Origin of the sequence: Blautia sp. An81 (assembly GCF_002161285.1) — a bacterium.
GTDB lineage: Bacteria > Bacillota > Clostridia > Lachnospirales > Lachnospiraceae > Blautia > Blautia ornithocaccae.
In genome coordinates, this window is sequence record NZ_NFHH01000003.1 from 246486 (window position 1) to 272108 (window position 25623).

Consider the following 25623-nt stretch of genomic DNA (forward strand, 5'->3'; position numbering starts at 1 on the left):
ACAGCAGAAGGCATCCCATTTCCTTGCGAAGGAGAGCGTATGAAAGATACAAGAAAATTTTTGGAGTTGGAAAAGAAGATTGGATATGAGTTTGAGAACTTTCAGCTTCTCATTAACGCCATGACCCACAGTTCTTATGCCAACGAACACCATATTCCTTACAGCGGGAATAATGAGAGACTGGAATTTCTGGGAGATGCGGTACTGGAGGTTACATCCAGTGAATTTCTGTTCCATAAATTTCAGGATATGCCGGAAGGCGAACTGACAAAGAAAAGAGCCAGCATGGTCTGTGAGCCTACGTTGGCCCTGTGCGCCAGGGAGATTCCACTGGGAGATTATCTTCTTCTGGGAAAAGGGGAAGAGGCTACGGGAGGAAGAAAACGGGACTCTATCGTATCAGATGCTATGGAAGCACTGATAGGCGCCATTTATCTGGATGGTGGTTTTGCTAATGCAAAAGAGTTTATTCACAGGTTTATTTTAAATGATATTGAGAATAAGGAGCTCTTTTATGATAGCAAGACTACACTTCAGGAGATTGTCCAGGGACAGTATGAGGAAGACGTCCACTATGTACTTGTAAAAGAGGAAGGACCGGATCACAACAAGTCCTTCTATGTGGAAGCCGTGCTGGGAAACCGGGTTCTGGGAGAGGGATGCGGCCATACCAAGAAAGGAGCAGAGCAGCAGGCAGCATACTGTGCCATTAAAAAACTGAAGAGCAAAAAGGGTGACTTATGTATCTAAAAAGTATTGACGTGCAGGGGTTTAAGTCCTTTGCCAATAAAATTACCTTTGAATTTCATAATGGCATCACAGCGATAGTAGGCCCCAATGGAAGTGGAAAAAGCAACGTAGCAGATGCAGTGCGCTGGGTTCTGGGAGAGCAGAGTGCCAAGCAGCTCCGTGGAGGAAATATGCAGGACGTTATTTTTTCCGGCACAGAGACCAGAAAACCTCTGGGCTTTGCCTATGTGGCCATTACCTTGGATAACAGTGACCACAAACTGCCCATTGATTATCAGGAAGTGACCATAGCCAGAAGGCTTTACCGTTCAGGGGAAAGTGAATACCTGCTTAATGGTACTGCCTGCCGGCTGAAAGATGTAAATGAACTGTTTTACGATACAGGTATTGGCAAAGAAGGATACTCTATCATCGGACAGGGACAGATTGATAAGATTTTAAGCGGAAAGCCTGAAGAGCGTCGGGAACTTTTTGACGAAGCGGCAGGAATCGTAAAGTTTAAAAGAAGAAAGAATACTGCACTGAAAAAGCTGGAAGAAGAGCAGCAGAATCTCACAAGAGTCCGGGATATCCTGGGAGAGCTGTCCAGACAGCTTGTACCCCTGGAGAAGCAGTCTGAGACGGCCAGGGTCTATCTGAAGAAAAAGGAGACTCTGAAACAGCTGGATATCCAGATGTTCTTGGCAGAGATGGAACGTATCCGCAGCCAAATGAAGGAGACGGAAGGAAAATATCAGATTGTTCAGTCGGATCTGGAAGAGACAGCAAAGGATTTTGAGACCACCAGGACAGAATATGACAGGCTGGAAAAAGAGCTGGAAAAACTGGAGGAAGAAATCCAGGCAGCAAGAGAGGAATCTACAGAGAAGACTTTAAAGAAACAGCAGCTGGAAAACCAGATACATATCCTGCAGGAACAGATAAACTCTGGCCGCCAGAGGGATATCCAGTATGAAGACCGTATGAAAAATCTGGAAGAGGATCTGGAAAAACGGAGAGAAGAAGCGGAAAAATGCCAGGCAGAAAAGGCAGAACTGGCGGAAAAAATCAAAGCCTTCCAGAAGTCTCTGGAAGAAACCCAGGGAACTTTTAAAGACACTGCAATGGAAATCCACAGCCTGGAAGAAAAGGTGGAGAGAGATAAAAATGAGATCATAGAAATCCTGAACCTGCGGGCTTCCACCAAAGGAAAGCTTCAGCGTTACGATACGATGATGGAACAGAATTCTCTGCGCAGAACAGAGCTGAACCAGAAATATCTTACGTTAAAGAGTGAGGCGGCAAAGCTCCAGGATTCCGGGGAAAAGTATCTGGAAGAGAAGAAGGAAATCGAAGAGACTATTGAAAAGCTGATACGCCAGGGAAACCGGTGTGAAGATCAGATCAAAAAGTATCAGGCGGAGATATCCAGGGGAAACCAGCAGCTGGAAGTAGGGCAGACTGCTTACCACAGAGAGGCTTCCAGGCTGGAATCCCTGCGGAATATTACAGAACGCTATGATGGATATGGAAACAGCATCCGAAGAGTCATGGAACAGAAAAAGAGGGTGCCGGGAATCCGCGGAGTAGTAGCAGATATCCTCAAAGTGGAAAAGGAGTATGAAACAGCTATTGAGACAGCCTTGGGGGGCAGTATCCAGAATATTGTTACAGATAATGAGGAAACAGCAAAAGAGCTGATCAGTTTCCTGAAGAAAAATAAATACGGAAGAGCCACATTCCTGCCCCTTACCAGTATGAATAATAAGAAGCCCCTGAATAATCCTCAGGCTTTGGGGGAGCCTGGGGTAATAGGGATTGCCAGTGACCTGGTCAAAGTCGCCCAGGAATATCAGGGTCTTGCCGTATATCTTCTGGGAAGGACTCTGGTAGTGGACCATATTGACCATGGAATCGCTATAGCCAGAAAATATCACTACAGCATCCGTATGGTGACTCTGGAGGGAGAATCCTTAAATCCGGGAGGCTCCCTTACCGGAGGTTCCTTTAAAAACAACAGCAATCTTCTGGGAAGACGCAGAGAGATTGAAGAACTTCAGGATGCAGTGGAAAAACTGAAAAAAGATATGGAGGATATGCAGAAAAAACTGGAGGAGTACCGGAATAAGAGAAACCAGTGCAGAGACCAGGCAGCCTCCATTCAGGAGCAGCTCCAGGAGCAGTATATCCGGGAGAATACCGTTCAGGTCAATCTGGATTCTATGGGTGGAAAGAAAGAAGAAATCCGTAAGGAATATGAAAGCCTGAAACTGGAGAAGGAAGACCTGGAGAAACAGATCAGAGAAATCCGGGAAAATACAGCGTCTATCCAGTTAGAACTGGAGACCAGCGACAGTCAGGAAAAACATCTGGAAGAGGAAATCAATAAAAATCAGACCCTTTTGGAAGAAAAGAAGAAAAAAGAGGCCGAGATTTCCGCAAGTCTGGAAAAAATCCATCTGGAATCTGCAGGCTTTACCTCCAGACAGGGATTTGTCCTGGAAAACCTGAACCGTATCCGGGAAGAAATTATGAATTTTGAGAGACAGAAGGATAGTCTGAGAGCCAGCATGGAACAGGGCAAAGAAGATATCCTTCAAAAAGAAAAAGAAATCTCCCAGCTCAAGGAGACCATAAAGGCCGGAGAAGAGGAAACCAGGAGAGACCAGGAAAAGATGAAAGAAGCCCTGGGCAGGAAAGAGGAGATGACCAGAGAACACAAAGGGTTCTTTGCCAGAAGGGATGAACTGTCATCCAGAATGAATCTTCTTGATAAGGAGAGTTACCGCCTTCAGGGGCAGAAGGAAAAACTGGAAGAAGAGCAGGAATCCCAGACAAATTATATGTGGGAAGAGTATGAGCTTACATACGGCCAGGCAAAAGAACAGGCTCTGGAAGAGACAAAAGAGAGAAACGAGATCAAGAAGGAGATTCAGCAGATCAAGACAGAGATCCGGCAGCTGGGAAATGTAAATGTAAATGCTATTGAAGAATACAAAGAAATCTCCCAGCGCCATGATTTTATGAAGACCCAGCATGAAGATCTGGTGAAATCGGAAGAAACACTTCTGGGAATCATTCAGGAATTGGATACAGGTATGAGACGTCAGTTCGAAGAGAAGTTTGCACAGATCCGAACTGAGTTTGACAAGGCTTTCAAAGAGCTTTTCGGAGGAGGAAAGGGAACCATCGAGCTGGATGAGGAGGAAGATATTCTGGAAGCGGGAATCCGCATTATTTCCCAGCCTCCGGGAAAGAAGCTTCAGAATATGATGCAGCTTTCAGGAGGAGAGAAGGCCCTTACCGCCATTGCCCTGCTTTTTGCTATCCAGAATCTGAAGCCTTCTCCCTTCTGCCTTCTGGACGAGATCGAGGCGGCTCTGGACGATTCTAATGTTACCAGGTATGCTCAGTACCTGCATAAGTTGACAAAAAACACACAGTTTATTATTATAACACATAGACGCGGTACCATGACGGCGGCAGACCGTCTCTATGGTATCACCATGCAGGAAAAAGGAGTATCCACCCTGGTTTCTGTAGACTTGATCGAGCGCGATCTGGATAAATAGGAGGATATTATGGCAGAAGAGAAAAAAGGTTTTTTTAAACGTCTGGTAGAGGGGCTTTCCAAAACCAGAGAAAATATTGTTTCTGGAATTGATTCTATCTTCAGCGGCTATTCCAGCATAGATGATGATTTTTATGAAGAGATTGAAGAAATTCTGGTCATGGGAGATATAGGGATCAATACCACTACGGCTATTATTGAAAGGTTGAAGGAACAGGTGGCCCAGCAGCACATTAAAGATCCTTCTCAGTGCAAGCAGCTTCTTATGGACAGCATTAAGGAGCAGATGGCGGTAGGGGAGACGGCCTATGAATTCGAAAAACGGAAATCTGTGGTCCTGGTCATAGGAGTCAATGGAGTAGGAAAGACCACTTCTGTAGGAAAACTGGCTGGAAAATTGAAAAGTCAGGGAAAGAAAGTTATACTGGCAGCAGCAGATACCTTTCGGGCGGCTGCAGGAGAACAGCTTACTCAGTGGGCCAATCGGGCTGGAGTAGAGCTTATCGGTGGCCAGGAGGGGGCAGATCCGGCTTCTGTAGTCTATGATGCCATAGCGGCAGCTAAGGCCAGGGATGCAGATGTGCTTCTCTGTGATACAGCTGGAAGACTCCACAATAAGAAAAATCTTATGGAAGAACTGAGAAAAATTTATAAAATCATTGCCAGGGAATACCCGGAGGCTTATCTGGAAACTCTTGTAGTTCTGGACGGAACTACGGGACAGAATGCTCTGGCTCAGGCAAGACAGTTTAACGAGGTAGCCAATGTTACAGGTATCATTCTGACGAAACTGGACGGAACAGCCAAAGGCGGAATCGCTGTGGCAATTCAGTCCGAACTGGAGATCCCGGTAAAATATATCGGAGTGGGAGAGACCATTGATGATCTTCAGAAATTTGATCCGGATGAATTTGTAAATGCTCTGTTTAATACAGGAGCTCAGGACCAGGAATAGATAGAAAGAAGGGCGAGGAATGTTGACATTAGATAAATTTGAAGAGGCAGCAGAGGTTGTAAAGAAAGTTACTCAGGAAACAAAGCTGGTATACAGTGATTACTTCAGCAGCCAGACAGGAAATAAAGTATATTTAAAGCCAGAGAATATGCAGGTTACGGGAGCTTACAAGATTCGGGGAGCTTACTACAAGATCAGCACTCTTTCCCAGGAGGAGAGAGAAAAAGGTTTGATCACAGCTTCAGCAGGAAATCACGCCCAGGGGGTTGCCTATGCTGCAAAAGCATTTGGAGTAAAAGCAGTAATTGTTATGCCTACTACCACACCTCTGATAAAAGTGGAAAGGACTAAGAGCTATGGGGCGGAAGTAGTCCTTTATGGAGATGTGTATGACGAGGCTTGTGACCATGCTTACGAGCTGGCCGAAAAGAACGGCTATACCTTTATCCATCCTTTTGATGATCCGGCAGTTGCTACCGGTCAGGGAACCATTGCTATGGAGATTATCAAAGAACTTCCACTGGTAGATTATATCCTGGTTCCTATCGGGGGAGGCGGTCTGGCCACAGGAGTCTCCACTCTTGTAAAATTGCTGAATCCCAACATCAAAGTGATTGGCGTGGAACCTGCCGGCGCCAACTGTATGCAGGCTTCCCTGGAGGAAGGCGAAGTGGTGACTCTTCCTGCCGTAAATACCATAGCCGACGGAACCGCAGTAAAACGTCCGGGAGATCATATTTTCCCATATATTCAGAAGAATGTAGACGAGATCATTACCGTGGAAGACGATGAATTGGTAGTGGCTTTTCTGGATATGGTGGAGAATCATAAAATGATCGTAGAAAATTCCGGTCTTCTTACAGTTGCTGCATTAAAACACCTGAAATTCCAGAATAAAAAAGTGGTATCTATTTTAAGCGGCGGCAATATGGATGTGATCACCATGGCTTCGGTGGTTCAGCACGGACTGATCGCCAGAGACAGGATTTTTACAGTTTCAACTCTTCTGCCGGACAGGCCAGGAGAACTGGTGCGGGTAGCTGGTATTATTGCCGCAAAACAGGGAAATGTAATCAAGCTGGAGCATAATCAGTTTGTCAGCACCAATCGAAATGCTGCTGTAGAACTGAGGATTACCATGGAAGCTTTCGGCACAGATCATAAGAAAGAGATATTGGATGCTCTTGAGGAAGCAGGTTTCCGGCCAAAACTGGCAACAGCAAGTCTGTAAAATAGTGTTGGACGGATTGCCAGGAGGCGGACTGCTGACAGGGGAAATCTATAGAAAAGAAAAAGGATGGGAATCCCAGGCGTTTTGCCCGGCGGCCCATCCTTTTTATGTGGAAAGATTTATTTTACAGTAATCAGCTCATACTCCTTATTTCCAATACCAATGGCAACGCCGTGGTCTATGGCAGATTCCCAGTTGGTATCCGGGAAGATGCTGTGGAAGTGATCATGGTGATGAGCAGCCCGTTCTTCCTCATCGCAGTCGCCCAGTTTGCTGTTCTGAATCACCGGCTGAGCATTTACTGCATCAGCGCAGGCTACGTCCAGGGCTACCGGATCAAAAGAGGCGAACATTCCGACATTTGGCACAATGGCAGCATCATTTTCTCCGTGGCAGTCGCAGTAAGGAGATACGTCAATGACCAGATTGATGTGGAAGCTGGGACGCCCCTGAATTACGGCTTTGGTATATTCTGCAATCTTGCAGTTCAGGATGTCGTTGGATTCATCGGAAGCGGCCAGCACAGCATCTTTTGGACAGACACCGATACATCTTCCGCAGCCTACACATTTTTCATGGTCAATATAAGCTTTTTTATTTTCAAACTGAGGAGCGTCATGGGCGCAGATTTTGGCGCACATCTTACAGCCAATGCACAGGTCCTGATCCACATGGGGTTTTCCGGCAGAGTGCATTTCCATTTTTCCGGCTCTGGAACCACATCCCATACCCAGATTTTTTAAAGCGCCTCCGAATCCGGCTGCCTCATGGCCTTTGAAATGGTTCAGGGAGATGACGATATCGGCATCCATAACAGCCCGGCCAATTTTGGCTTCCTTTACATAGGTTCCCCCTTCTACGGGAACAAGGGCTTCATCTGTGCCTTTTAATCCGTCTGCGATCAGGATCTGGCATCCGGTAGTAACAGGGTTAAAGCCGTTGAGGTTAGCACTGTCCAGATGGCCCAGAGCGTTTTTCCTTCCCCCTACATACAGAGTATTGCAGTCTGTAAGGAATGGTTTTCCTCCCAGTTCTTTTACTACATCGGCTACTGCTTTTGCATAGTTGGGACGGAGAAATGCCAGGTTTCCAGGCTCTCCGAAATGGATTTTGATGGCCACATACTTATTTTCAAAATCGATATTTCCAATGCCTGCTGTTTTGATCAGACGCTGAAGCTTCTGGAGCAGATTGTCTCCGTTTTTTGCCCGAAGATCCGTGAAATATACTTTTGAAGAACTCATAATTCTGTTTCCTCCTGTTTTTAAGCTTTTCTACTATTTTAGACAATGGGGGAGAATTATTCAATAAGAATTTTAGCCTAAATGAAGAAAGAGTGAATATAACTGTTCTCCTGATTCGTATTTTTGTGGTATACTAATGAGCAGTATGCATGCAAAAGATTGGAAAGGAAGGGATTTATGAGAGAGCTGTATATACAGGGAAAAGGAAAGATGGACTGTGAAGGAATCCTGGGAATGCTTCTGGGACTTGGAGCGGAGCCAGAGAAGATTCAGGAAAATCTGGAAATACGTTTCTCCTTTCCTGTCAAAATAGAAGTAACAAAAGTATCAGGAAAAGAATATAGCGCCCGGATCATCACGGAAGCCAGGGAAAAGATAGGACTGGACAGGGCAGAAAAATATTTTGCCGGACAGAGAGGAAAGAAGGGAATAGACAGCAAAGTCTCTGAAATGGCGGTAATGCTCTGGCAAGCTTCAAATATGCCTGCAGGGACTCCTTTTCTGAAGCTGGCAGGGGAGGGGACCTCTCTGGTCTCTCTCTCGGCCTTGGCAGAAGCCATGGAGCTGCTGGGATTTTCCCAGTGCAGGGTCTGGGAACTGGAAGAAGGACTTGGAGCAGGAGAAGGAGGATTGGTGCCCTCAAATGAAATTATGAGAATCCTGGAAAAAAGTTCCCTGCCGGTAAATTTTTCTTGCCAAAAGGAAGAGAACCTTACCCCTGGAAGTGCAGCTTTTCTTGCCGCATACGGAAAACCTGCCGGAGAGACAGGAAGGAAGGAGATCAGGGACTGGGCCTGCGGCGTCTCCTGGGAGAAAGAAAATTCCGGAATCATCCGGGGGGTAATATTAGAAGAAAAACAGGACATTCCGGCAGACGAAAGAGAAAAGGACAGGGTGCAGGTTCTGGAGACCAATGTAGATGACTGCTCCGGGGAACAGCTGGGTTACGCCATTGACCGTCTGATGAAGGCTGGAGCTCTGGACGCCAGCTGCTTTCCGATTTTTATGAAGAAAGGCCGTCCGGCCTATATGCTTCAGGTAATCTGCAAAAAAGAGAAGCAGGAGGAGCTGGAGAATATTATTTTCCGGGAGACTACCAGTATCGGACTTCGCAGATATGAAGAAAACCGTCGGATCCTTCCCAGGTCCTTTGAAGAAATAACCTTACGGGACGGACATAAAGTAAAAATTAAGATCTGCTGTCATCACGGAGAGAAATTTTTCTATCCGGAATATGATACAGTGAGGCAAGTCTGTGAAGAAACAGGACGGCCTTACCGGAGTGTTTATGATGAGGCGGCAGCTCTGGCAGGAGGTTACAGCAATGACATATGAAGAGAAAAAAGAACAATTTTATGAGAAAATGAAAGAGTATACCCGACAGGATCTCTGTATCGCTTTTTCCGGCGGAGTAGACAGCAGCCTTCTCCTTATGGCAGCAAAAAGGACTATGGAGAAGGAACATAAGATTTATGCAGTGACCTTTGATACCATGCTCCACCCATCCTGTGACCTGGAAACCGCCAGGCGGGTTGCCGGGGAAGCAGGAGTGAACCATGAGATTCTTTACCTTAATGAGCTGGAACAAGAGGAAATCCGTTTTAATCCGGTAAACCGCTGTTACCTGTGCAAAAAAGCTCTCTTTCAGAGATTGAAGGATTTTGCGGCCCAAAAGGGTGTGTCTCTGATTCTGGAAGGCACCAATGAGGACGATCTTCATGTATACAGACCCGGCCTGCAGGCTATCCGGGAGCTGGGAATCCTAAGTCCTCTGGCAGAGACAGGCTTTACCAAGGAGGAGGTAAGAAGATTGGCGGGAGAGCTGGGAGTATCTGTAGCCAGCAGGCCTTCTACCCCCTGTCTGGCTACAAGGCTGCCCTATGGAGCTGAGATAGAGCCGGAGACCCTGGAAAGGATTGCCAGAGGAGAGGAATTTCTCAGAAAAATCGGATTTCCGGTAGTCCGGCTGCGGCTTCACGGGGATATTGCCAGGATTGAGATCCCAAAAGAAGATTTTGGAAGATTTCTGGACAAAAAAGAAACTGTCGCTGAAAATCTGAAAAACATGGGATTTCCCTACATTACTCTGGATATCCAGGGATTCCGCAGCGGAAGTATGGATGAAAATCTCCAGTAGCAATTCTGGGTGTTTTACCTAATGGCCAGAATTGAAACACTGAAGAGCTGTCAAAAAAATTTTTGAGGTGTCAAGAAAAAACACTTGACACTACGGAAAACCTGATGTATGATAGCCAAGGTGATTGTCAGTGGAAAAAATAGTAGAGCAGACGCTGCTGTATGACTTTTACGGCGAGCTTCTCACAGAACATCAGAGAAGAATTTATGAAGATGTAGTGTTAAATGACTATTCCCTCAGTGAAGTGGCCCAGGAACTGGGAATCAGCCGTCAGGGCGTCCATGACAATCTGAAAAGATGCAGCAGGATCCTTGAGGACTATGAAGAAAAGCTTCATCTGGTGGAAAAGTTTGTTTCCATCCGGGAGAAGATCCGGCGTATCCATAAGCTGAGCCAGGAATGTGAGAGCCTGGACAAAGAAGAACTGGTGTCCCGGATCGAAAGTATTTCCCAGGAGATTTTAGAGGAGTTATAGCAGATGGCATTTGAGAGTTTAACTGATAAACTGCAGAATGTGTTCAAAAATTTAAGGAAAAAAGGCCGTCTGACGGAAGCGGACGTAAAAGCGGCGCTGAAGGAAGTAAAAATGGCCCTCTTAGAAGCGGACGTCAGCTTCAAGGTGGTAAAGCAGTTTATGAAAGCCGTTCAGGAACGGGCAGTAGGACAGGATGTTATGTCTGGTCTGAATCCCGGCCAGATGGTGATCAAAATCGTAAACGAAGAACTGGTAAAGCTTATGGGCAGCGAGACCACAGAGCTTGCCCTGAGACCGGGAAATGAAGTGACAGTCATTATGATGGCAGGTCTTCAGGGTGCAGGTAAGACCACCACTGCCGCAAAGCTGGCAGGTAAGCTGAAATCCAAGGGAAGAAAGCCCCTTCTGGCAGCCTGTGACGTATACCGTCCGGCAGCCATCAAGCAGCTCCAGGTCAATGGAGAGAAGCAGGGCGTAGAAGTGTTTACTATGGGTGACAAGAACAGTCCGGTGGACATTGCCAAGGGAGCTTATGAACACGCAAAAAATGAAAAATACAATGTTTTGATATTAGATACCGCAGGACGTCTTCACATAGATGAGGATATGATGCAGGAGCTGGAGAACATAAAAGCGGCTCTCACTGTGGATCAGACAGTTCTGGTAGTAGATGCCATGACCGGACAGGATGCGGTAAATGTGGCAGAGACCTTCCAGAACAAGGTGGGCATCGACGGTGTGATCCTGACAAAGATGGATGGTGACACCAGAGGCGGTGCGGCCCTTTCCATTAAGGCTATCAGCGGAAAGCCTATCCTCTACGTAGGTATGGGAGAAAAACTTTCCGATCTGGAGCAGTTTTATCCGGAGCGTATGGCCTCCCGTATTCTGGGAATGGGAGATGTAATGAGTCTCATTGAAAAGGCTCAGGCCAATCTGGATGAAGAAAAGGCAAAAGAGATGGAACAGAAGTTCCGGAAGAATACTTTTGGCTTTGACGATTACCTGGAGAGTATGAATCAGATGAAAAACATGGGCGGTCTGTCCAGCGTTCTGAGCATGCTTCCCGGCATCGGTTCCCAGGTAAAGGATATTGACAGCATGGTAGATGAGAAAGAACTGGCCCGGAAAGAGGCTATGATCCTTTCTATGACGCCAAAGGAGCGTTCTAATCCTGACATCCTGAATCCTTCCAGAAAAGCGAGGATTGCAAAAGGAGCAGGGGTGGACGTGGCAGAAGTTAACCGCATGGTAAAACAGTTCGAGCAGGCCAAGAAGATGATGAAGCAGATGCCCGGACTGATGGGCGGCAAAGGTGGTAAAAGAGGAAAATTCAAACTCCCCTTTTAACATATAAGAATGAGTAAAGATCAGGAGGTGAAAAGAACATGGCAGTAAAAATCAGATTAAGAAGAATGGGACAGAAAAAAGCTCCTTTCTATAGAATCATCGTTGCAGATTCCAGATCCCCAAGAGATGGAAAGTTCATCGAGGAGATTGGAACCTATGATCCAAACCAGGATCCAAGCGTATACAAAGTAGATGAAGAAGCAGCAAAGAGATGGCTGGCTAACGGTGCTCAGCCTACAGACGTAGTTGCTAAGATCTTTAAGCTGGCTGGTATCGAAAAATAATCGGGAGGTACTTTGTAATGAAAGAATTAGTAGAAGTAATTGCAAAATCTCTGGTAGATTGTCCCGATGAAGTCGTTGTTACCGAGACAGAAGAAAATGACGCAGTCCTTGTAGAGCTTAAAGTAGCGCCTTCCGACATGGGTAAAGTGATCGGACGCCAGGGACGGATCGCAAAAGCTATCCGCACAGTGGTAAAGGCCGCATCTTCAAAGAGCGACAAAAAGGTAGTCGTTGATATTTTGCAGTAAGCGTTTCGCTTATGACAGCATAGAAAGGGCTGTTGCAATAAAAGATTATTGCGGCAGCTCTTCTTTTATATAGGAGAGAAAAAATGGAAGATTTGCTTCAGGTTGGAGTCATTACCACCACCCATGGCATTCGGGGAGAGGTAAAGGTATTTCCCACTACAGATGATCCCCGGAGGTTTGAGAAACTCCCCAGCGTGCTCCTGGATACAGGGAAAGAATTGTGTGAACTGGAAATCCAGAGAGTGAAATATTTCAAACAGTTTGTGATCCTGAAATTCCAGGATGTAGATGATATTAATGAGATCGAACCCTATAAAGGAAAAAGTCTCTATGTGACCAGAGACATGGCAGTGCCTTTAGGAGAAAACGAATATTATATCGCAGATCTTATAGGTATGGATGTTTTTCTGGAAGACGGAAGCCTTTTTGGAAAAATAAAAGACGTTATGGAGACAGGGGCCAATGACGTATATATTGTCCAGACCCAGGAAAAAGAAGTGCTGATCCCGGCGATCAAGGACTGTATCCGCCAGGTAGATGTGAAGGAAAACAAGATGGTCATCCATCTTTTAAAAGGATTGGTCTAGGAGGAAGGGTATGAAATTTCATGTACTGACTTTATTTCCGGAAATGATCGAAAATGCAGTCCACACCAGCATTACTGGACGGGCGGTAAAGAAAGGGACCATATCCCTGGATACGGTAAATATCCGGGATTTTTCGGATAATAAGCATATGCGGGTAGATGATTACCCTTATGGAGGCGGCGCCGGCATGGTGATGCAGCCAGAGCCTGTATACCGTGCCTGGACATCGGTGGCAGAACCATGCAGTAAAGAGGGAAAAAAGCCCAGATGTATCTATCTGACCCCTCAGGGCAGGGTTCTGAACCAGACACTGGTAGAAGAACTGGCTATGGAAGAAGAGCTGATACTTCTCTGCGGCCATTATGAAGGAATAGATGAACGGGTTTTGGAGGAAGTGGTCACAGACTATGTGTCCATTGGTGATTATGTCCTGACAGGAGGAGAGCTGGCAGCCTGTGTGCTCATCGATGCGGTATCCAGATTTGTGCCGGGGGTGCTGAGCAATGAGGAGTCTTTCCAGTTTGAATCCATCCAGGATAATCTTCTGGAATACCCTCACTATACCAGACCAGAAGTATGGCAGGACAGAAAGGTACCGGAAGTGCTCCTGAAAGGAGACCACAAAAAAATCCAGTCCTGGCGTATGGAACAGTCTTTGGAGAGGACCAGACAGAGAAGACCGGACCTTCTGGAGAAGAACCGGCAAGTGACTGCTGCTGTTTTCAGCCCTACAGGAGGTACCAGAAGAGCGGCAGAGATCTTTACAGAATATCTCACCCAGAATCCCAGATATATAGATTTGACCAGAAGAAAGCTGAGAAAAGAAAAAATAAAATTTTCTTCCAGAGAACTTCTGATCGCAGCAGCACCTGTCTACGGAGGACAGCTTCCGGTTATGGAAGAGCCTCTTTTTGCCAACCTTCAGGGAGAAGGAACTCCCTGTGTTATTATAGCAGCCTATGGAAACCGGCATTATGACGACACACTGGCTCAGATGAAGGAACGTCTGGAGAGCCAGGGATTTATCTGCATCGGAGCAGCCGCCCCCATAATTCCTCATATCTATTCCCCTGTTCTGGGAAAGGGAAGGCCAGATGAAAAGGATCAGCAGATACTCCGGAGATTGGCAGTGGAGATTAAGAAAAGACTGGAAAAAGGCCAGGAAGAAGGTTTCCTTTCTGTTTGTCTCCCGGGAAATCCTCGGCCAGAACCGAAACAGATGAAGCCGGTAGAAAAACATTTTGACAGAGGACTGTGCACTAACTGCCAGGCCTGCGTTCAGAAATGTCCTGTAAACGCTATTTCTCAGGAGACCCTGGAAATCTGTGAGGACAGATGTCTGAACTGTATGTCCTGTACAAAAGTCTGCAAGGCCGGTGCCAGAGGATTTGACTGTTCCCAGGTAAGGCAGTATCTGGAGAGTAATTACAGCAGTCCCAGAAAAACAGAGGTTTTTTAAACCTTTTTACTTGACAGGATAGTATCCCCATAGTATAATGATATCCGTTGTGAATGGTGGGAGCAGTGCGCCCTCACTTAAAAAAAGAGATGGTCCTCTGCTGCGTAGTGCATTAAGAACATCCAGAGATAAAGGAGAATAATTATGAACGAAATCATCAAAAACATTGAAGCTGCTCAGCTGAAAGCAGAAGTACCTCAGTTTAACGTAGGTGACACAGTAAGAGTACACGGAAAGATCAAAGAGGGAAACCGTGAGAGAATCCAGGTATTCGAAGGTGTTGTTTTAAAGAAACAGGGCGGAAGCAGCCGTGAGACATTTACTGTAAGAAAGAATTCTAACGGTATCGGTGTAGAAAAGACATGGCCTCTTCATTCCCCAAATGTAGAAAAGGTAGAGGTTATCAGACGCGGTAAAGTAAGACGTGCAAAACTGAACTACTTGAGACAGCGTGTTGGTAAAGCTGCAAAAGTAAAAGAGTTAGTAAGATAATATGGTGATAAACAGGGGGCCGCTGTGTGGAGAGACATTCAGCGGCCCCCTGTTTCTTAAACATATAAAAAAGTACCGAGCGAATTTTGCTCATCCACTATATACAGGATTCGGGGGTCAGCATGAAAAAGAGAAAAAAGAAAAAAATACAGAAGATAGAGTTTCAGAGAGAAATGGCTCTGGAGTTTATTAAAAGCGAAAAGGGACGTCCTGTTTTTGCCTGGGTATTCCAGATCGCAGTAACCCTGGCCCTGGCAGCAGTGGTGGCCATCTTTTTTTTCCAGAGTATTGCAATGCAGGAAAGCAGTATGGAACCAACTATAGAGACCGGGGAGAGATTCTTTATCAATAAACTGGCCTATAAATTTACTAACCCTGGCCGGGGAGATATCATCGCTTTCACTAAAGATGGCAGCGATGATGCACCTGTCCATATTAAGCGGGTGATCGGCCTGCCGGGAGAGACTATAGAAATCCGTGATGGCGTTATCTATATTGACGGAGAGGAATATGAAGAGGAAGGAGACCTTCCCCAGATCAGCAATCCTGGTCTGGCAGAAAATGGAGTGACATTAGACGGAGATGAATATTTTGTACTGGGAGATAACAGGAATAACAGTGAAGACAGCCGGTTTGCGGAAGTACAGAATATAAATGAAAAGTATATTGAAGGAAAGCTCTGGTTCTGCTGTTATCCCGCAGACAAGATAGGGTTTGTAAAACATTAGAAAAGCGAGGAAAAATATGAATTATCAATGGTATCCCGGACACATGACAAAGGCGAAGCGGATGATGGAGGAAAACATCAAGCTCATTGATCTGATCATAGAGGTGGTAGATGCAAGGATCCCAATATCCAGCAGAAACCCTGACATTGACCAGCTGGGAAAAAATAAGGCAAGACTTCTCCTGCTGAATAAATCAGATCTGGCAGATTCGGATCAGAATGAAGCCTGGAGCCGTTTTTTTCAGGAAAAGGGATTTCATGTATTGAAACTGAATTCCAGGAGCGGAAGCGGAGTGAAAGGTGTGCTGCCTTTGGTCATGGAAGCCTGTAAAGAAAAAATCGAAAGAGACAAAAGAAGAGGTATAAAAAATCGGCCTGTTCGGGCTATGGTGGTGGGGATCCCCAATGTAGGAAAATCTACTTTTATCAATGCTTTTGCAGGAAAAGCCTGTACCAAAACAGGAAATAAACCGGGAGTGACCAAAGGAAAACAGTGGATCCGGATCAATAAAAGTCTGGAACTTTTGGATACGCCCGGTATCCTCTGGCCAAAGTTCGAGGACCAGCAGGTAGGTGCCAGATTGGCTATGGTCGGCTCTATAAAAGACGAAATATTAAATCTTGAGGAATTATCTCTGGAGCTTCTGAAATATCTCCACAGAGACTATCCTGGGTTGTTAAAGGCCAGATACGAAATAGAAGAATCTCCGGAGCCTCTGACTATGCTGGAGCAGATCGCATCAAACCGGAAGTGCATCCAGAAAGGCGGAGAGCTTGACTATGGAAAAGCCGCAGGGATTCTTCTGGAGGAATTCCGAAATGGAAAGATTGGGCGGATTACTTTGGAGAAACCTCTGATACAGGAGCAGTAAAGAATGAAGAGCATACAGGAAATAAAGGAAGAGTTTAAAAGAGCTGCGCTGAAAGAACTTCCGGCTCTTATGGAGAATTACAGGGAAGACCAGCGCAAAGGGGTCATGAATCTTCTGGAACAGGCTGGGAAACGGCTGGAAAAGCTGGAGGCAGAGAGAGTACGTCTGGAGAAAATGAGAGCCTATGAGCATGAATATGAACATCTGGGTTATGTCTGCGGTATTGACGAGGCAGGAAGAGGTCCTTTTGCAGGACCTGTGGTGGCAGGGGCGGTAATCCTGCCAAAAGACTGTGAAATCCTGGGCCTGAATGACTCTAAACAGATTTCCGAAAAAAGAAGAGAAGAACTCTATGAGGAGATCATAGAAAAAGCAGTGGCTGCAGAAACAGGCTTTGCCAGTCCGGCCAGAATTGATGAGATTAATATCCTGCAGGCCACCTATGAAGCTATGAGAGAAGCAGTAGGAAAACTCCCTGTGAGACCGCAGATTCTTTTGAATGATGCAGTTACTATACCGGGAATAGAGATCCCCCAGGTGCCCATTATAAAAGGAGACAGTAAAAGCCTTTCCATTGCTGCAGCTAGTATTGTGGCAAAAGTTACCAGAGACCGGCTGATGCGGGAGTATGATAAGATCATGCCGGAGTATGGATTTGCGTCCCATAAGGGATATGGCTCCAGGGAACATATTGAGGCATTGAGAAAATATGGCCCCTCTCCTATACATAGAAAAACTTTTATAAGAAATGTTTTTGAGGACAGGACATGACCGGCGGGAGAAAAGGCCCGGACTCTTCTAAGAAGATTGGAAGCCGCTATGAGCAGGCTGCTGCAGATTTTCTCCAGGACCGGGGCTATAAAATTCTGGAGCGGAATTTCCGCTGCCCTGCAGGAGAAATTGATATTATTGCCAGAGAGGGAGAATATCTCTGCTTTCTGGAAGTAAAGTTCAGAAGCGAAAAAGACCGGGGGACTCCCCAGGAAGCTGTGAACGGAAGAAAGCAGCGGAGGATATCAAGAGCAGCCCTTTATTATATGATGAAAAATGGGCTGAGTGATACCACACCCTGCAGGTTTGATGTAGTGGGAATTTTGCCAGAGAAGACCACATTGATAAAGAATGCGTTTTCTTTTAAGAGGTGAATGATGAAAATTAAATGGGACAAAGACACAGAAGAACATATGGCAGTACAGGAAAAGGAAGGGGTCGTTTATCTTACCTATCCGGCATTTGAAAAATTTCCCCAGTTCTGTCATGGCTTTTCTACCAGGCTGGGAGGCGTGAGCCAGGGAATTTACAGCACTATGAATTTAAGCTTTCAGAGGGGGGACCTGGAAGAAAATGTGTCTGAAAATTACCGGCGTATTGCCAGGGCCATAGGCTTTGACCTGGAGGGGGCAGTGTGCTCTCAGCAGACTCACACAGTCAATATCCGTCAGGTAAAAAAAGAGGATGGAGGCAAGGGGATTCTGAAGCCCCTGGACTATCAGGACATTGACGGATTGATCACAGATATACCAGGCATGACTCTCGTAACTTCTTTTGCAGACTGTGTTCCTCTGTTTTTTATGGATCCAGTTCATAATGCTATAGGTCTGGCTCATTCCGGCTGGAAAGGAACAGCGGCCAGAATGGGACGCCATATGCTGGGAGCGATGAAAGAAGCCTTCGGTTCAAAGTCATCAGAGATATATGCGGCTATTGGCCCCTCTATCTGCCAGAAATGTTATGAGGTGAGCCAGGATGTGGCAGAGATTTTTTTTAGAGAGTTTCCCCAAAGCCAGAAGGAAAAACACTTTATTTACAGAAAAGATAATGGAAAATATCAGCTAAACCTTTGGAGAGCCAACGAAATAATCTTTCTTGAGGAAGGGATTCCCAAGGAGCATATTAGTTTTCCCGGAATCTGTACCTGCTGCAACCCGGAGCTGCTCTTTTCCCACAGGGCCAGTAAAGGAAAAAGGGGAAATCTGTCAGCTTTTCTGGAAATCAGGCCGTCAATGGAATAGTTGCATAAAGTTTACAAAGCATCTTAGGCAATATTACATAAATGTTACAAAAAAATGAAAAACCACTGTTCATTTCACAGATTCTATGATATAATCTTAAGCGTTAGTGAAAAGGAGCTTTGGTATGAAGAACAAAACAACTACAAGCCTGCTTATGGGGCTGTTGGCAGTGAGTCTGGCTGCATCCCCCTGTTACGCTTCCACCCAGCAGAAGATTACAGATACTCAGAATGCGCAGCAGGAAAACCAGCAGAAATTGGACGACGCTCAAAGCCGGATCAACAGTCTGGAATCAAAGAAAGACGATCTGGAAGGGTACTTGCAGGAGTTAAATCAACAGCTGGGCGACTTGGAAGAAAATTTGCAGGAAATTCAGACAAAATCAGATGAGACACAGAAGACTTTGGAGAAACTTGAAAAGGAGCTGGAGGCTGCCAAAGAAAAAGAAGCGCAGCAGTATAACGATATGAAGCTCCGCATCCAGTATATGTACGAAAATGCAGAAGGCTCATATGTGGTTATGCTTTTGGAGTCTAACTCTATTTCTGATTTTCTGAGTCAGGCAGAGAATATGTCTCAGATTACAAATTACGACAGGGACATGCTGGAAGAGTATAAAAAGACAACAGAAGAGATACAGGAAAAAGAAGCCAGTATCCAGGAAGAACAGCAGGAACTGGAAGAATTGAAACAGCAGAGCCTGGACAAGCAGGACGAAATCTATGAGGTTGTGAAAACAACCAATCTGCAGATTCAGGATTATGAAGGACAGATTTCCCAGGAAGAGGGAAATGCAGAAAAGTTAATGGCTCAGATTGAAAGCCAGAAGGATACGATCAATTCTCTGATCAAACAGCAGAAAGATGAAGAGGCTGCACAGATTCAGGCACAGCGCCAGGCAGAGGCTGCGGCAGAGCAGCAGCAGGCTGCATCAGAATCTTCTCAGAGCAGTCAGGAGAATACCCAGACAACAACGTCATCTTCCTCATCATCTTCAGAGTCATCCTCAGGAAGCCAGGAAAGTCAGTCCTCTGATTCTGGCAGCGGCAATACATATCTGGGAAGATTCCGGCTTACAGGGTATTGTCCCTGCACTCAGTGCTGTGGTAAGTCTGACGGAATCACCGCCAGCGGAACTCAGGCTACAGCAGGAAGAACGGTTGCCATGGGCGGTGTTCCTCTAGGAACAAAACTGATGATCAATGGAACGATCTATACAGTGGAAGACAGGGGAACTTCTTATGGACATGTGGATATTTTCTTTAATACCCATGGAGAGGCTCTTCAGTTCGGAAGCGGCTATGCAGATGTGTACCAGGTTAATTAAATAATTTATACATAACAAAAAACAGAAGGAATTTTCATCCTTCTGTTTTTTTGATACTTTTGTCAGCTTCTCTTGAGAAGCTGATTGATCTTTTGGGTTGTGCTCCTTACCTTTTCCACAGACAGGTCGTGATTCAGGATATCCATAATACTAGCCAGATATTTACTCATATCTGCTTCCAGGTAGTAAGGTCTTTTCAGAAGCTCCGGATTACGGTAACTCAGGTTTGTAGTGATAACACGATAGATATACTCTTTTTCGTAGTATTCATCGAATTTTTCCAGACCATCGGTGAACAGGCCAAAAGTCGTGCAGACAATTACCCGTCTGGCTTTTCGGTCTTTCAGTTTTTTGGCGACATCCAGCATGCTTTCTCCAGAGGAAATCATATCATCAATGACTACCACATCTTTTCCCTCTACAGAATCGCCAAGGAATTCGTGAGCTACAATTGGATTCTTTCCATTTACAATTGTAGAGTAATCCCTGCGCTTATAGAACATTCCCATATCTACACCGAGAATATTGGAAAAATACACAGCTCTCTGCATAGCGCCTTCGTCAGGGCTGATGATCATCAGATGCTCATTATCGATTTTAAAGTTATCAATAGAGGCGACCATTGTCTTTAAAAACTGGTAGGTAGGCATGAAATTGTCAAAACCGGACAAAGGAATGGCATTCTGCATTCGGGGATCATGGGCGTCAAAAGTGATGATATTGGAAACACCCATCTGCACCAGTTCCTGAAGGGCAAGAGCACAGTCCAGAGATTCTCTCTTGCTTCTCTTGTGCTGGCGGCTTTCGTAAAGGAATGGCATGATCACATTGATCCTGTGGGCTTTTCCTGCTGCTGTAGCGATGATCCTCTTCAGATCCTGATAGTGATCGTCCGGAGACATGTGGTTGGTATGACCGCAGATTTTATAAGTCATACTGTGATTGCATACATCTACCATAACAAACATGTCGGTTCCACGGATGGACTCGCTGATCACGCCTTTGGCTTCACCGGAACCAAAACGTGGGCATTCACAATCAATAAGGAAGCTATCCTCTGCATAGCCTCGGAAATTAAGTCCGGACTGATTGTGGGAATTTAATTCTTTTCGAAATTGAACCAGATGGGCATCTACCTGAGATGCCAGCTGAGCGCAGCTTTCCAGAGCTGCTATTTTGATAGGGGCCACTGGAATAGATTTTTCCAGCAAACTGATATTGATCATAAAGACCTCCATGTAATTTCTTGTATTTTACTTTCTTTTTACATCATACACATTAAGTTATAACATTCGACATAATATCCAGTCAAGGAAAAATATTGCTTTTTTATTGCTTTGTTGGTATACTAGCCGCAGAGCAGCTGGTATTTCCGGCTGCTGCCGGATGAACAGAAACGCTTATTTTTGCGGAAAAGAGAGAGGTATATATGACAAAATCCAGACACATAATCAGAGAAGTGGAAGAGGGAAGCATTGCCTGGGAACTGGAGCTGGAACCTGGAGATGAGCTTCTTTCTATAAATGGAAATGCCATTGAGGATGTTTTCGATTATCACTACCTGGTGAATGATGAAGAAATACTGCTGTTAGTCAAAAAGGCAAACGGAGAAGAATGGGAACTGGAAGTGGAGAAAGAATATGAGGAAGATCTGGGAATCGTCTTTGAGAACAGCTTAATGGACGAATACCGTTCCTGCAGCAACCACTGTATTTTCTGTTTTATCGATCAGATGCCTCCAGGAATGCGGGAAACTCTTTATTTTAAAGATGATGATTCCCGGCTGTCTTTTCTTCAGGGGAATTATGTGACCCTTACAAACATGAGCGATCACGATATTGACCGGATCATAGAGTATCATCTGGCCCCTATAAATATTTCCTTCCATACGACAAATCCGGAGCTTCGGCGAAGGATGCTCCACAATCGATTTGCAGGAGATATCTTTCCAAAGGTGGACAGGCTGTACCAGGCGGGGATTGAGATGAATGGACAGATTGTTCTGTGCAAAGGGATCAACGATGCTAAAGAACTTGAGAGGAGTATAAAAGACCTTTCCGAATATCTTCCTCATCTAAAAAGTGTTTCTGTGGTACCTGTAGGCCTGAGCAGGTTTAGGGAAGGTCTATATCCTCTGGAACCTTTTGATAAGGAGGATGCCTGCAGAGTCATCGATCAGATTGAGATATGGCAGAAAAGGCTGTATGAACAGTATGGTCTGCATTTTATCCATGCCAGTGATGAGTGGTATCTTCTGGCAGAGAGAAAATTGCCGGAAGAAGAGCGGTATGACGGATATCTGCAGCTGGAAAACGGTGTGGGAATGCTGCGGCTTTTAGAAGAGCAGGTGACTGAGGCGTTAGAAGGCCAGGAGGGAGATGACAGAAGAGAGACCCTGGCCTTTGCTACGGGAAACCTTGCTTACCCCTTTATCAGTCGTTATATGGAAAAAATCCAGAAAAAATTTCCAAATGTACAGGTTCGGGGGTATAATATAAAAAACCGTTTTTTTGGAGAGCAGATAACTGTGTCCGGCCTTCTTACCGGACAGGATCTGATCCAGCAGCTGAAAGGAAAAGAATTGGGGGAATACCTTCTTCTCCCTTGCAATATGCTGAGAAGCGGAGAAAACGTTTTCCTGGATGATGTGACTGTGGAAGATGTGGAGAGAGAATTAAAGGTGTCTGTGAAGATTGTAGGAGAAGAAGGAGCTGATCTTATAGAGGCTGTTCTGAACAGAGAAGCAGGCAGAGAACATAAAAGGAGACAAATGTATGAGCAAACCAATTGTAGCTATAGTGGGACGGCCCAATGTGGGAAAATCCACACTTTTTAATGCTCTGGCGGGAGAAAAGATATCTATAGTAAAGGATACCCCGGGAGTTACCCGTGACAGGATTTATGCCGATGTTACCTGGCTGGACAAAACCTTTACGCTGATCGATACCGGAGGTATTGAGCCAGAGAGTAAAGATATCATTCTTTCTCAGATGAGGGAGCAGGCACAGATCGCCATTGATACGGCAGATGTGATCATTTTTATTACCGATGTCCGCCAGGGACTGGTAGATGCAGACAGTAAAGTTGCAGATATGCTTCGCAGAAGCCAGAAACCTGTAGTATTGGTGGTAAATAAGGTAGACAGTTTCCAGAAGTATATGATGGACACTTATGAATTTTATAATCTTGGAATCGGAGAACCAGTGCCGATTTCTGCAGCCTCTATGCTGGGGCTGGGAGATATGCTGGAAAAGGTAACAGAGCACTTTCAGGATATTCCCCAGGATGAGGAAGAGGATGAAATCCCCAGGATTGCTGTGGTGGGCAAGCCCAACGTAGGTAAATCTTCTCTGATCAATAAGATTGTAGGAGAGGATAGAGTTATCGTTTCCGATATCGCCGGCACCACCAGAGATGCTATTGATACCAGAGTGGTCTATCAGGATAAAGAATATATTTTTATAGATACTGCAGGTCTGAGAAGGAAAAACAAGATCAAAGAGGAGCTGGAACGCTACAGCATTATCCGTACAGTGACGGCTGTAGAGAGGGCAGATGTAGTAGTTATGATGATCGATGCAGAGGAAGGGGTTACGGAACAGGATGCTAAGATCGCAGGGATTGCCCACGACAGAGGAAAGGGAATCGTCATTGCTGTAAATAAATGGGATGCTATTGAAAAAGATGATAAAACCATATATAAATTTACAAATAAGGTAAGAGAAATCCTTTCCTTTATGCCCTATGCGGAAATTATGTTTATTTCTGCAAAGACAGGACAGAGAATTCCGAAGCTCTTTGAGACCATTGACATGGTGCTGGAAAACCAGACCCTGCGTATCCAGACGGGAGTTCTGAATGAGATCATTACGGAAGCGGTAGCTATGCAGCAGCCTCCTTCTGATAAAGGAAAAAGGCTGAAGATTTTCTATGCTACTCAGGTTTCTGTGAAGCCGCCTACCTTTGTTATCTTTGTAAACAGCAAAGAACTGATGCATTTTTCCTACACAAGATATCTGGAAAATAAAGTTCGGGAGGCTTTTGGCTTTAAAGGAACTTCTCTGAAGTTTATTATCAGAGAAAGAAAAGAGGGGGAATAGAAAATGCTGGAACGTATCGTATGTCTGGTTATCGGATATGCTTTAGGGCTTTTCCAGACATCCTATATTTACGGAAGAAAACAGGGAATTGATATCCGGGAGCACGGCAGCGGGAATGCTGGTACGACTAATGCCTTCCGGACTATGGGAAAAAAGGCAGGAGCGCTGACACTGCTGGGGGATATCCTGAAGTGCGTACTTGCCATGGCTGCCGCAAGACTTTTGTTCGGCAATAGTTTCGGAGACAATATCCGTCTTCTGGAACTCTATGCCGGAGCAGGCTGCATCCTGGGACATAATTTTCCCTTTTATCTGAAATTTAAAGGAGGAAAGGGAATTGCAGCGTCAGTAGGACTTCTCCTTGCCTTTGACTGGAGAATTTTTCTCATCTGCGCAGTAGTTTTTTTTGCACTGTTTTTTGCCACCCATTACGTATCCCTTTGCTCTCTGGCAGGATATCTGTGCTTTGTGGTGCTCCTTTTTGCTTTTGGGCAAACAGGCATGTACCCCTGCAGCCAGCCGGTGCTTTATGAAATGTATGTGATAGCGTTTCTGCTCATGGTTTTGGCATACTGGAGACACAGACAGAACATTGGCCGTCTGCTCCATGGAAATGAAAACAAGATTTTTCTCAGTAAAAAGAGGTAAGGGATATGGCAAATATTGGAATTATTGGTGCTGGCAGCTGGGGAACGGCTTTGGGAATACTTCTGGTAAATAACGGACATAACACTACGCTCTGGTCTCACAGACTGGAACAGGCAGAAGAGCTTGTCTGGACAAGAGAACACAGGGAAAAACTTCCTGGTGTTCAGCTTCCGGAATCTCTGGAGATTACCAATGATCTGGAAAAGACCCTGGTGGGAAAAGATATCCTGATCATGGCAGTCCCCTCTGTAGCTGTGCGGCAGACTGCCAAAAGAATTAAACCCTATATACGGTACGGGCAGCTGATCGTCAATGTGTCTAAGGGAATAGAAGAGGGAACACTGATGACCCTTACTGACATTATAGAAGAAGAGATACCTGAGTCGGTGGCCTGTGTTCTTTCAGGCCCCAGCCATGCAGAAGAGGTGAGCCGAGGGCTTCCTACCACCTGTGTGGCAGGTGCAAAAGAGCGGAAGACTGCAGAATATATACAGAATATTTTTATGAGTCCTGTGTTCAGGGCTTACATCAGTCCAGATGTGCTGGGTATTGAGCTGGGGGGAGCTTTGAAAAATGTCATTGCTCTGGCAGCAGGAGCAGCAGATGGTCTGGGATATGGAGACAATACTAAGGCAGCTCTTATTACCAGGGGGATTTCAGAGATTACCAGACTGGGAATTGCCATGGGCGCCAAAGCAGAAACTTTCTATGGCCTTTCCGGTATCGGAGATTTGATCGTTACCTGTGCCAGCAGACACAGCCGGAATCGGAGAGCGGGAATCCTCCTGGGACAGGGAAAAACTGCAGAAGAAGCTATGAAAGAAGTAAAAATGGTAGTAGAAGGTGTGTATTCCGCAAAAGCCGGATGGGAACTTTCTCAGAAATACCAGGTTGAAATGCCTATTATCCAGCAGGTATACCAGGTCCTTTTTGAGAAGAAGTCTCCGGACCTTGCAGTTCAGGATTTGATGCTGAGAGACCGGAAAATAGAGTCTTGGGATGTTTCCTGGAAACCAGAGTGATCAGCTGGATAGATGAGATAAAGAGAAATAGAAAGAGGCCTTTTCTCACAGAGGGAAAATAGATATTCCGGTCCCTCTGTGAGAAAAGGCCTCTTTTGTATGGGATATGTACGGTTGGGTTCTTCCAACAAAATGCCATGGCATGGAAGAAAA

Annotated in this window: 25 protein-coding genes and 1 pseudogene; 24 read left to right on the top strand and 2 right to left on the bottom strand. The window is 45.4% G+C overall.

Annotated features, from left to right (window positions below; genetic code table 11):
* Positions 1-39 precede the first annotated feature (39 nt).
* The 4 genes from rnc to ilvA are packed head-to-tail and all read left to right on the top strand — an operon-like array spanning position 40 to position 6486.
* Positions 40-750 carry a ribonuclease III gene (gene rnc, locus B5G33_RS04725; protein ID WP_087269753.1) on the top strand — a complete coding sequence of 237 codons (711 nt, stop codon included), beginning with the start codon at positions 40-42 and terminating at the stop codon, positions 748-750.
* Positions 741-4301, top strand: coding sequence for a chromosome segregation protein SMC (gene smc / locus B5G33_RS04730; RefSeq protein WP_087416893.1), 3561 nt, complete (start codon positions 741-743; stop codon positions 4299-4301). Before rnc ends, smc begins: the two co-directional genes overlap by 10 nt.
* 9 nt (positions 4302-4310) lie before the next feature.
* Positions 4311-5255: a signal recognition particle-docking protein FtsY gene (gene ftsY / locus B5G33_RS04735; protein WP_087269760.1), complete on the top strand. Its 945-nt coding sequence runs from the start codon at positions 4311-4313 to the stop codon at positions 5253-5255.
* A gap of 19 nt (positions 5256-5274) precedes the next feature.
* Positions 5275-6486: a threonine ammonia-lyase gene (gene ilvA, locus B5G33_RS04740; RefSeq protein ID WP_087416894.1), complete on the top strand. Its 1212-nt coding sequence runs from the start codon at positions 5275-5277 to the stop codon at positions 6484-6486.
* 119 nt (positions 6487-6605) lie between these two features.
* Here the strand turns inward: ilvA and B5G33_RS04745 are convergent, their stop codons facing one another.
* On the bottom strand, positions 6606-7730 hold the full coding sequence (locus B5G33_RS04745; RefSeq protein ID WP_087416895.1) for a DUF362 domain-containing protein: 1125 nt from the start codon (positions 7728-7730) through the stop codon (positions 6606-6608).
* Between the two features lie 177 nt (positions 7731-7907).
* Here B5G33_RS04745 and larC point away from each other — a divergent pair, with 177 nt between their 5' ends.
* The 16 genes and pseudogenes from larC (at position 7908) to B5G33_RS04820 (ending at position 19700) form a co-directional block, all read left to right on the top strand.
* A complete protein-coding gene (gene larC, locus B5G33_RS04750) occupies positions 7908-9065 on the top strand; it encodes a nickel insertion protein (protein ID WP_242974497.1) in 1158 nt (385 codons plus the stop codon).
* Positions 9055-9867: an ATP-dependent sacrificial sulfur transferase LarE gene (gene larE, locus B5G33_RS04755; protein ID WP_087269768.1), complete on the top strand. Its 813-nt coding sequence runs from the start codon at positions 9055-9057 to the stop codon at positions 9865-9867. The genes larC and larE overlap by 11 nt, the downstream gene beginning before the upstream one ends.
* A gap of 130 nt (positions 9868-9997) precedes the next feature.
* Positions 9998-10342 carry a YlxM family DNA-binding protein gene (ylxM, locus tag B5G33_RS04760; RefSeq protein ID WP_087269772.1) on the top strand — a complete coding sequence of 115 codons (345 nt, stop codon included), beginning with the start codon at positions 9998-10000 and terminating at the stop codon, positions 10340-10342.
* 3 nt (positions 10343-10345) lie between these two features.
* Positions 10346-11692: a signal recognition particle protein gene (ffh, locus tag B5G33_RS04765; protein WP_087269775.1), complete on the top strand. Its 1347-nt coding sequence runs from the start codon at positions 10346-10348 to the stop codon at positions 11690-11692.
* Positions 11693-11730: 38 nt separating this feature from the next.
* Positions 11731-11976, top strand: a complete 246-nt coding sequence (gene rpsP, locus B5G33_RS04770) for a 30S ribosomal protein S16 (protein ID WP_087269778.1) — start codon at positions 11731-11733, stop codon at positions 11974-11976.
* A gap of 17 nt (positions 11977-11993) precedes the next feature.
* Positions 11994-12224, top strand: a complete 231-nt coding sequence (locus tag B5G33_RS04775; protein ID WP_087416896.1) for a KH domain-containing protein — start codon at positions 11994-11996, stop codon at positions 12222-12224.
* 83 nt (positions 12225-12307) lie between these two features.
* Positions 12308-12811, top strand: a complete 504-nt coding sequence (gene rimM, locus B5G33_RS04780) for a ribosome maturation factor RimM (RefSeq protein WP_087416897.1) — start codon at positions 12308-12310, stop codon at positions 12809-12811.
* 10 nt (positions 12812-12821) lie between these two features.
* Positions 12822-13508 (top strand): annotated as a pseudogene (trmD, locus tag B5G33_RS22715) (tRNA (guanosine(37)-N1)-methyltransferase TrmD); the annotation flags it as partial.
* Between the two features lie 522 nt (positions 13509-14030).
* Complete coding sequence (locus tag B5G33_RS22720) at positions 14031-14270, top strand: 4Fe-4S binding protein (protein ID WP_442856319.1); 240 nt, start codon at positions 14031-14033, stop codon at positions 14268-14270.
* Positions 14271-14414: 144 nt separating this feature from the next.
* Positions 14415-14762 carry a 50S ribosomal protein L19 gene (gene rplS, locus B5G33_RS04790; RefSeq protein ID WP_087269791.1) on the top strand — a complete coding sequence of 116 codons (348 nt, stop codon included), beginning with the start codon at positions 14415-14417 and terminating at the stop codon, positions 14760-14762.
* Positions 14763-14884: 122 nt separating this feature from the next.
* A complete protein-coding gene (lepB, locus tag B5G33_RS04795; protein WP_087269794.1) occupies positions 14885-15490 on the top strand; it encodes a signal peptidase I in 606 nt (201 codons plus the stop codon).
* Between the two features lie 16 nt (positions 15491-15506).
* Positions 15507-16361 carry a ribosome biogenesis GTPase YlqF gene (ylqF, locus tag B5G33_RS04800; protein ID WP_087416899.1) on the top strand — a complete coding sequence of 285 codons (855 nt, stop codon included), beginning with the start codon at positions 15507-15509 and terminating at the stop codon, positions 16359-16361.
* Positions 16362-16364: 3 nt separating this feature from the next.
* Positions 16365-17132, top strand: coding sequence for a ribonuclease HII (locus tag B5G33_RS04805; protein ID WP_087269800.1), 768 nt, complete (start codon positions 16365-16367; stop codon positions 17130-17132).
* Positions 17129-17506, top strand: a complete 378-nt coding sequence (locus B5G33_RS04810; protein WP_087269803.1) for a YraN family protein — start codon at positions 17129-17131, stop codon at positions 17504-17506. Before B5G33_RS04805 ends, B5G33_RS04810 begins: the two co-directional genes overlap by 4 nt.
* A gap of 3 nt (positions 17507-17509) precedes the next feature.
* Positions 17510-18373, top strand: a complete 864-nt coding sequence (gene pgeF, locus B5G33_RS04815) for a peptidoglycan editing factor PgeF (RefSeq protein ID WP_087269806.1) — start codon at positions 17510-17512, stop codon at positions 18371-18373.
* A 124-nt stretch (positions 18374-18497) separates the two neighbouring features.
* Entirely contained in the window at positions 18498-19700 is a 1203-nt protein-coding gene (locus B5G33_RS04820) for a PcsB-like coiled-coil domain-containing protein (protein ID WP_087416900.1), read from the top strand.
* Between the two features lie 62 nt (positions 19701-19762).
* Here B5G33_RS04820 and B5G33_RS04825 read toward each other — a convergent pair whose 3' ends face one another.
* Positions 19763-20926, bottom strand: coding sequence for a ribose-phosphate pyrophosphokinase (locus B5G33_RS04825; protein WP_087269812.1), 1164 nt, complete (start codon positions 20924-20926; stop codon positions 19763-19765).
* A 203-nt stretch (positions 20927-21129) separates the two neighbouring features.
* Between B5G33_RS04825 and B5G33_RS04830 the strand changes: the two genes are divergently transcribed.
* Genes B5G33_RS04830 through B5G33_RS04845 form a run of 4 tightly spaced genes read left to right on the top strand, consistent with a single transcriptional unit; the run spans position 21130 to position 25470 of the window.
* A complete protein-coding gene (locus B5G33_RS04830; protein ID WP_087416901.1) occupies positions 21130-22536 on the top strand; it encodes a DUF512 domain-containing protein in 1407 nt (468 codons plus the stop codon).
* Positions 22475-23800: a ribosome biogenesis GTPase Der gene (gene der, locus B5G33_RS04835; protein ID WP_087416902.1), complete on the top strand. Its 1326-nt coding sequence runs from the start codon at positions 22475-22477 to the stop codon at positions 23798-23800. Before B5G33_RS04830 ends, der begins: the two co-directional genes overlap by 62 nt.
* 3 nt (positions 23801-23803) lie before the next feature.
* Positions 23804-24448: a glycerol-3-phosphate 1-O-acyltransferase PlsY gene (gene plsY / locus B5G33_RS04840; RefSeq protein ID WP_087269821.1), complete on the top strand. Its 645-nt coding sequence runs from the start codon at positions 23804-23806 to the stop codon at positions 24446-24448.
* Between the two features lie 5 nt (positions 24449-24453).
* Complete coding sequence (locus B5G33_RS04845) at positions 24454-25470, top strand: NAD(P)H-dependent glycerol-3-phosphate dehydrogenase (protein ID WP_087416903.1); 1017 nt, start codon at positions 24454-24456, stop codon at positions 25468-25470.
* Positions 25471-25623: the final 153 nt, after the last annotated feature.

What these genes read in the sequence shown, in the direction of transcription:
- ftsY (WP_087269760.1), top strand. Translation starts at nt 4,311, where the DNA reads ATGGCAGAAGAGAAAAAAGGTTTTTTTAAACGTCTGGTAGAGGGGCTT.
- rnc (WP_087269753.1), top strand. Translation starts at nt 40, where the DNA reads ATGAAAGATACAAGAAAATTTTTGGAGTTGGAAAAGAAGATTGGATAT.
- B5G33_RS04775 (WP_087416896.1), top strand. Translation starts at nt 11,994, where the DNA reads ATGAAAGAATTAGTAGAAGTAATTGCAAAATCTCTGGTAGATTGTCCC.
- plsY (WP_087269821.1), top strand. Translation starts at nt 23,804, where the DNA reads ATGCTGGAACGTATCGTATGTCTGGTTATCGGATATGCTTTAGGGCTT.
- ffh (WP_087269775.1), top strand. Translation starts at nt 10,346, where the DNA reads ATGGCATTTGAGAGTTTAACTGATAAACTGCAGAATGTGTTCAAAAAT.
- larC (WP_242974497.1), top strand. Translation starts at nt 7,908, where the DNA reads ATGAGAGAGCTGTATATACAGGGAAAAGGAAAGATGGACTGTGAAGGA.
- B5G33_RS04830 (WP_087416901.1), top strand. Translation starts at nt 21,130, where the DNA reads ATGACAAAATCCAGACACATAATCAGAGAAGTGGAAGAGGGAAGCATT.
- B5G33_RS04820 (WP_087416900.1), top strand. Translation starts at nt 18,498, where the DNA reads ATGAAGAACAAAACAACTACAAGCCTGCTTATGGGGCTGTTGGCAGTG.
- rpsP (WP_087269778.1), top strand. Translation starts at nt 11,731, where the DNA reads ATGGCAGTAAAAATCAGATTAAGAAGAATGGGACAGAAAAAAGCTCCT.
- B5G33_RS04825 (WP_087269812.1), bottom strand. Translation starts at nt 20,926, where the DNA reads ATGATCAATATCAGTTTGCTGGAAAAATCTATTCCAGTGGCCCCTATC.
- ylqF (WP_087416899.1), top strand. Translation starts at nt 15,507, where the DNA reads ATGAATTATCAATGGTATCCCGGACACATGACAAAGGCGAAGCGGATG.
- pgeF (WP_087269806.1), top strand. Translation starts at nt 17,510, where the DNA reads ATGAAAATTAAATGGGACAAAGACACAGAAGAACATATGGCAGTACAG.
- B5G33_RS04845 (WP_087416903.1), top strand. Translation starts at nt 24,454, where the DNA reads ATGGCAAATATTGGAATTATTGGTGCTGGCAGCTGGGGAACGGCTTTG.
- B5G33_RS04810 (WP_087269803.1), top strand. Translation starts at nt 17,129, where the DNA reads ATGACCGGCGGGAGAAAAGGCCCGGACTCTTCTAAGAAGATTGGAAGC.
- B5G33_RS04745 (WP_087416895.1), bottom strand. Translation starts at nt 7,730, where the DNA reads ATGAGTTCTTCAAAAGTATATTTCACGGATCTTCGGGCAAAAAACGGA.
- der (WP_087416902.1), top strand. Translation starts at nt 22,475, where the DNA reads ATGAGCAAACCAATTGTAGCTATAGTGGGACGGCCCAATGTGGGAAAA.
- B5G33_RS04805 (WP_087269800.1), top strand. Translation starts at nt 16,365, where the DNA reads ATGAAGAGCATACAGGAAATAAAGGAAGAGTTTAAAAGAGCTGCGCTG.
- smc (WP_087416893.1), top strand. Translation starts at nt 741, where the DNA reads ATGTATCTAAAAAGTATTGACGTGCAGGGGTTTAAGTCCTTTGCCAAT.
- lepB (WP_087269794.1), top strand. Translation starts at nt 14,885, where the DNA reads ATGAAAAAGAGAAAAAAGAAAAAAATACAGAAGATAGAGTTTCAGAGA.
- larE (WP_087269768.1), top strand. Translation starts at nt 9,055, where the DNA reads ATGACATATGAAGAGAAAAAAGAACAATTTTATGAGAAAATGAAAGAG.
- rimM (WP_087416897.1), top strand. Translation starts at nt 12,308, where the DNA reads ATGGAAGATTTGCTTCAGGTTGGAGTCATTACCACCACCCATGGCATT.
- rplS (WP_087269791.1), top strand. Translation starts at nt 14,415, where the DNA reads ATGAACGAAATCATCAAAAACATTGAAGCTGCTCAGCTGAAAGCAGAA.
- B5G33_RS22720 (WP_442856319.1), top strand. Translation starts at nt 14,031, where the DNA reads ATGAAGCCGGTAGAAAAACATTTTGACAGAGGACTGTGCACTAACTGC.
- ilvA (WP_087416894.1), top strand. Translation starts at nt 5,275, where the DNA reads ATGTTGACATTAGATAAATTTGAAGAGGCAGCAGAGGTTGTAAAGAAA.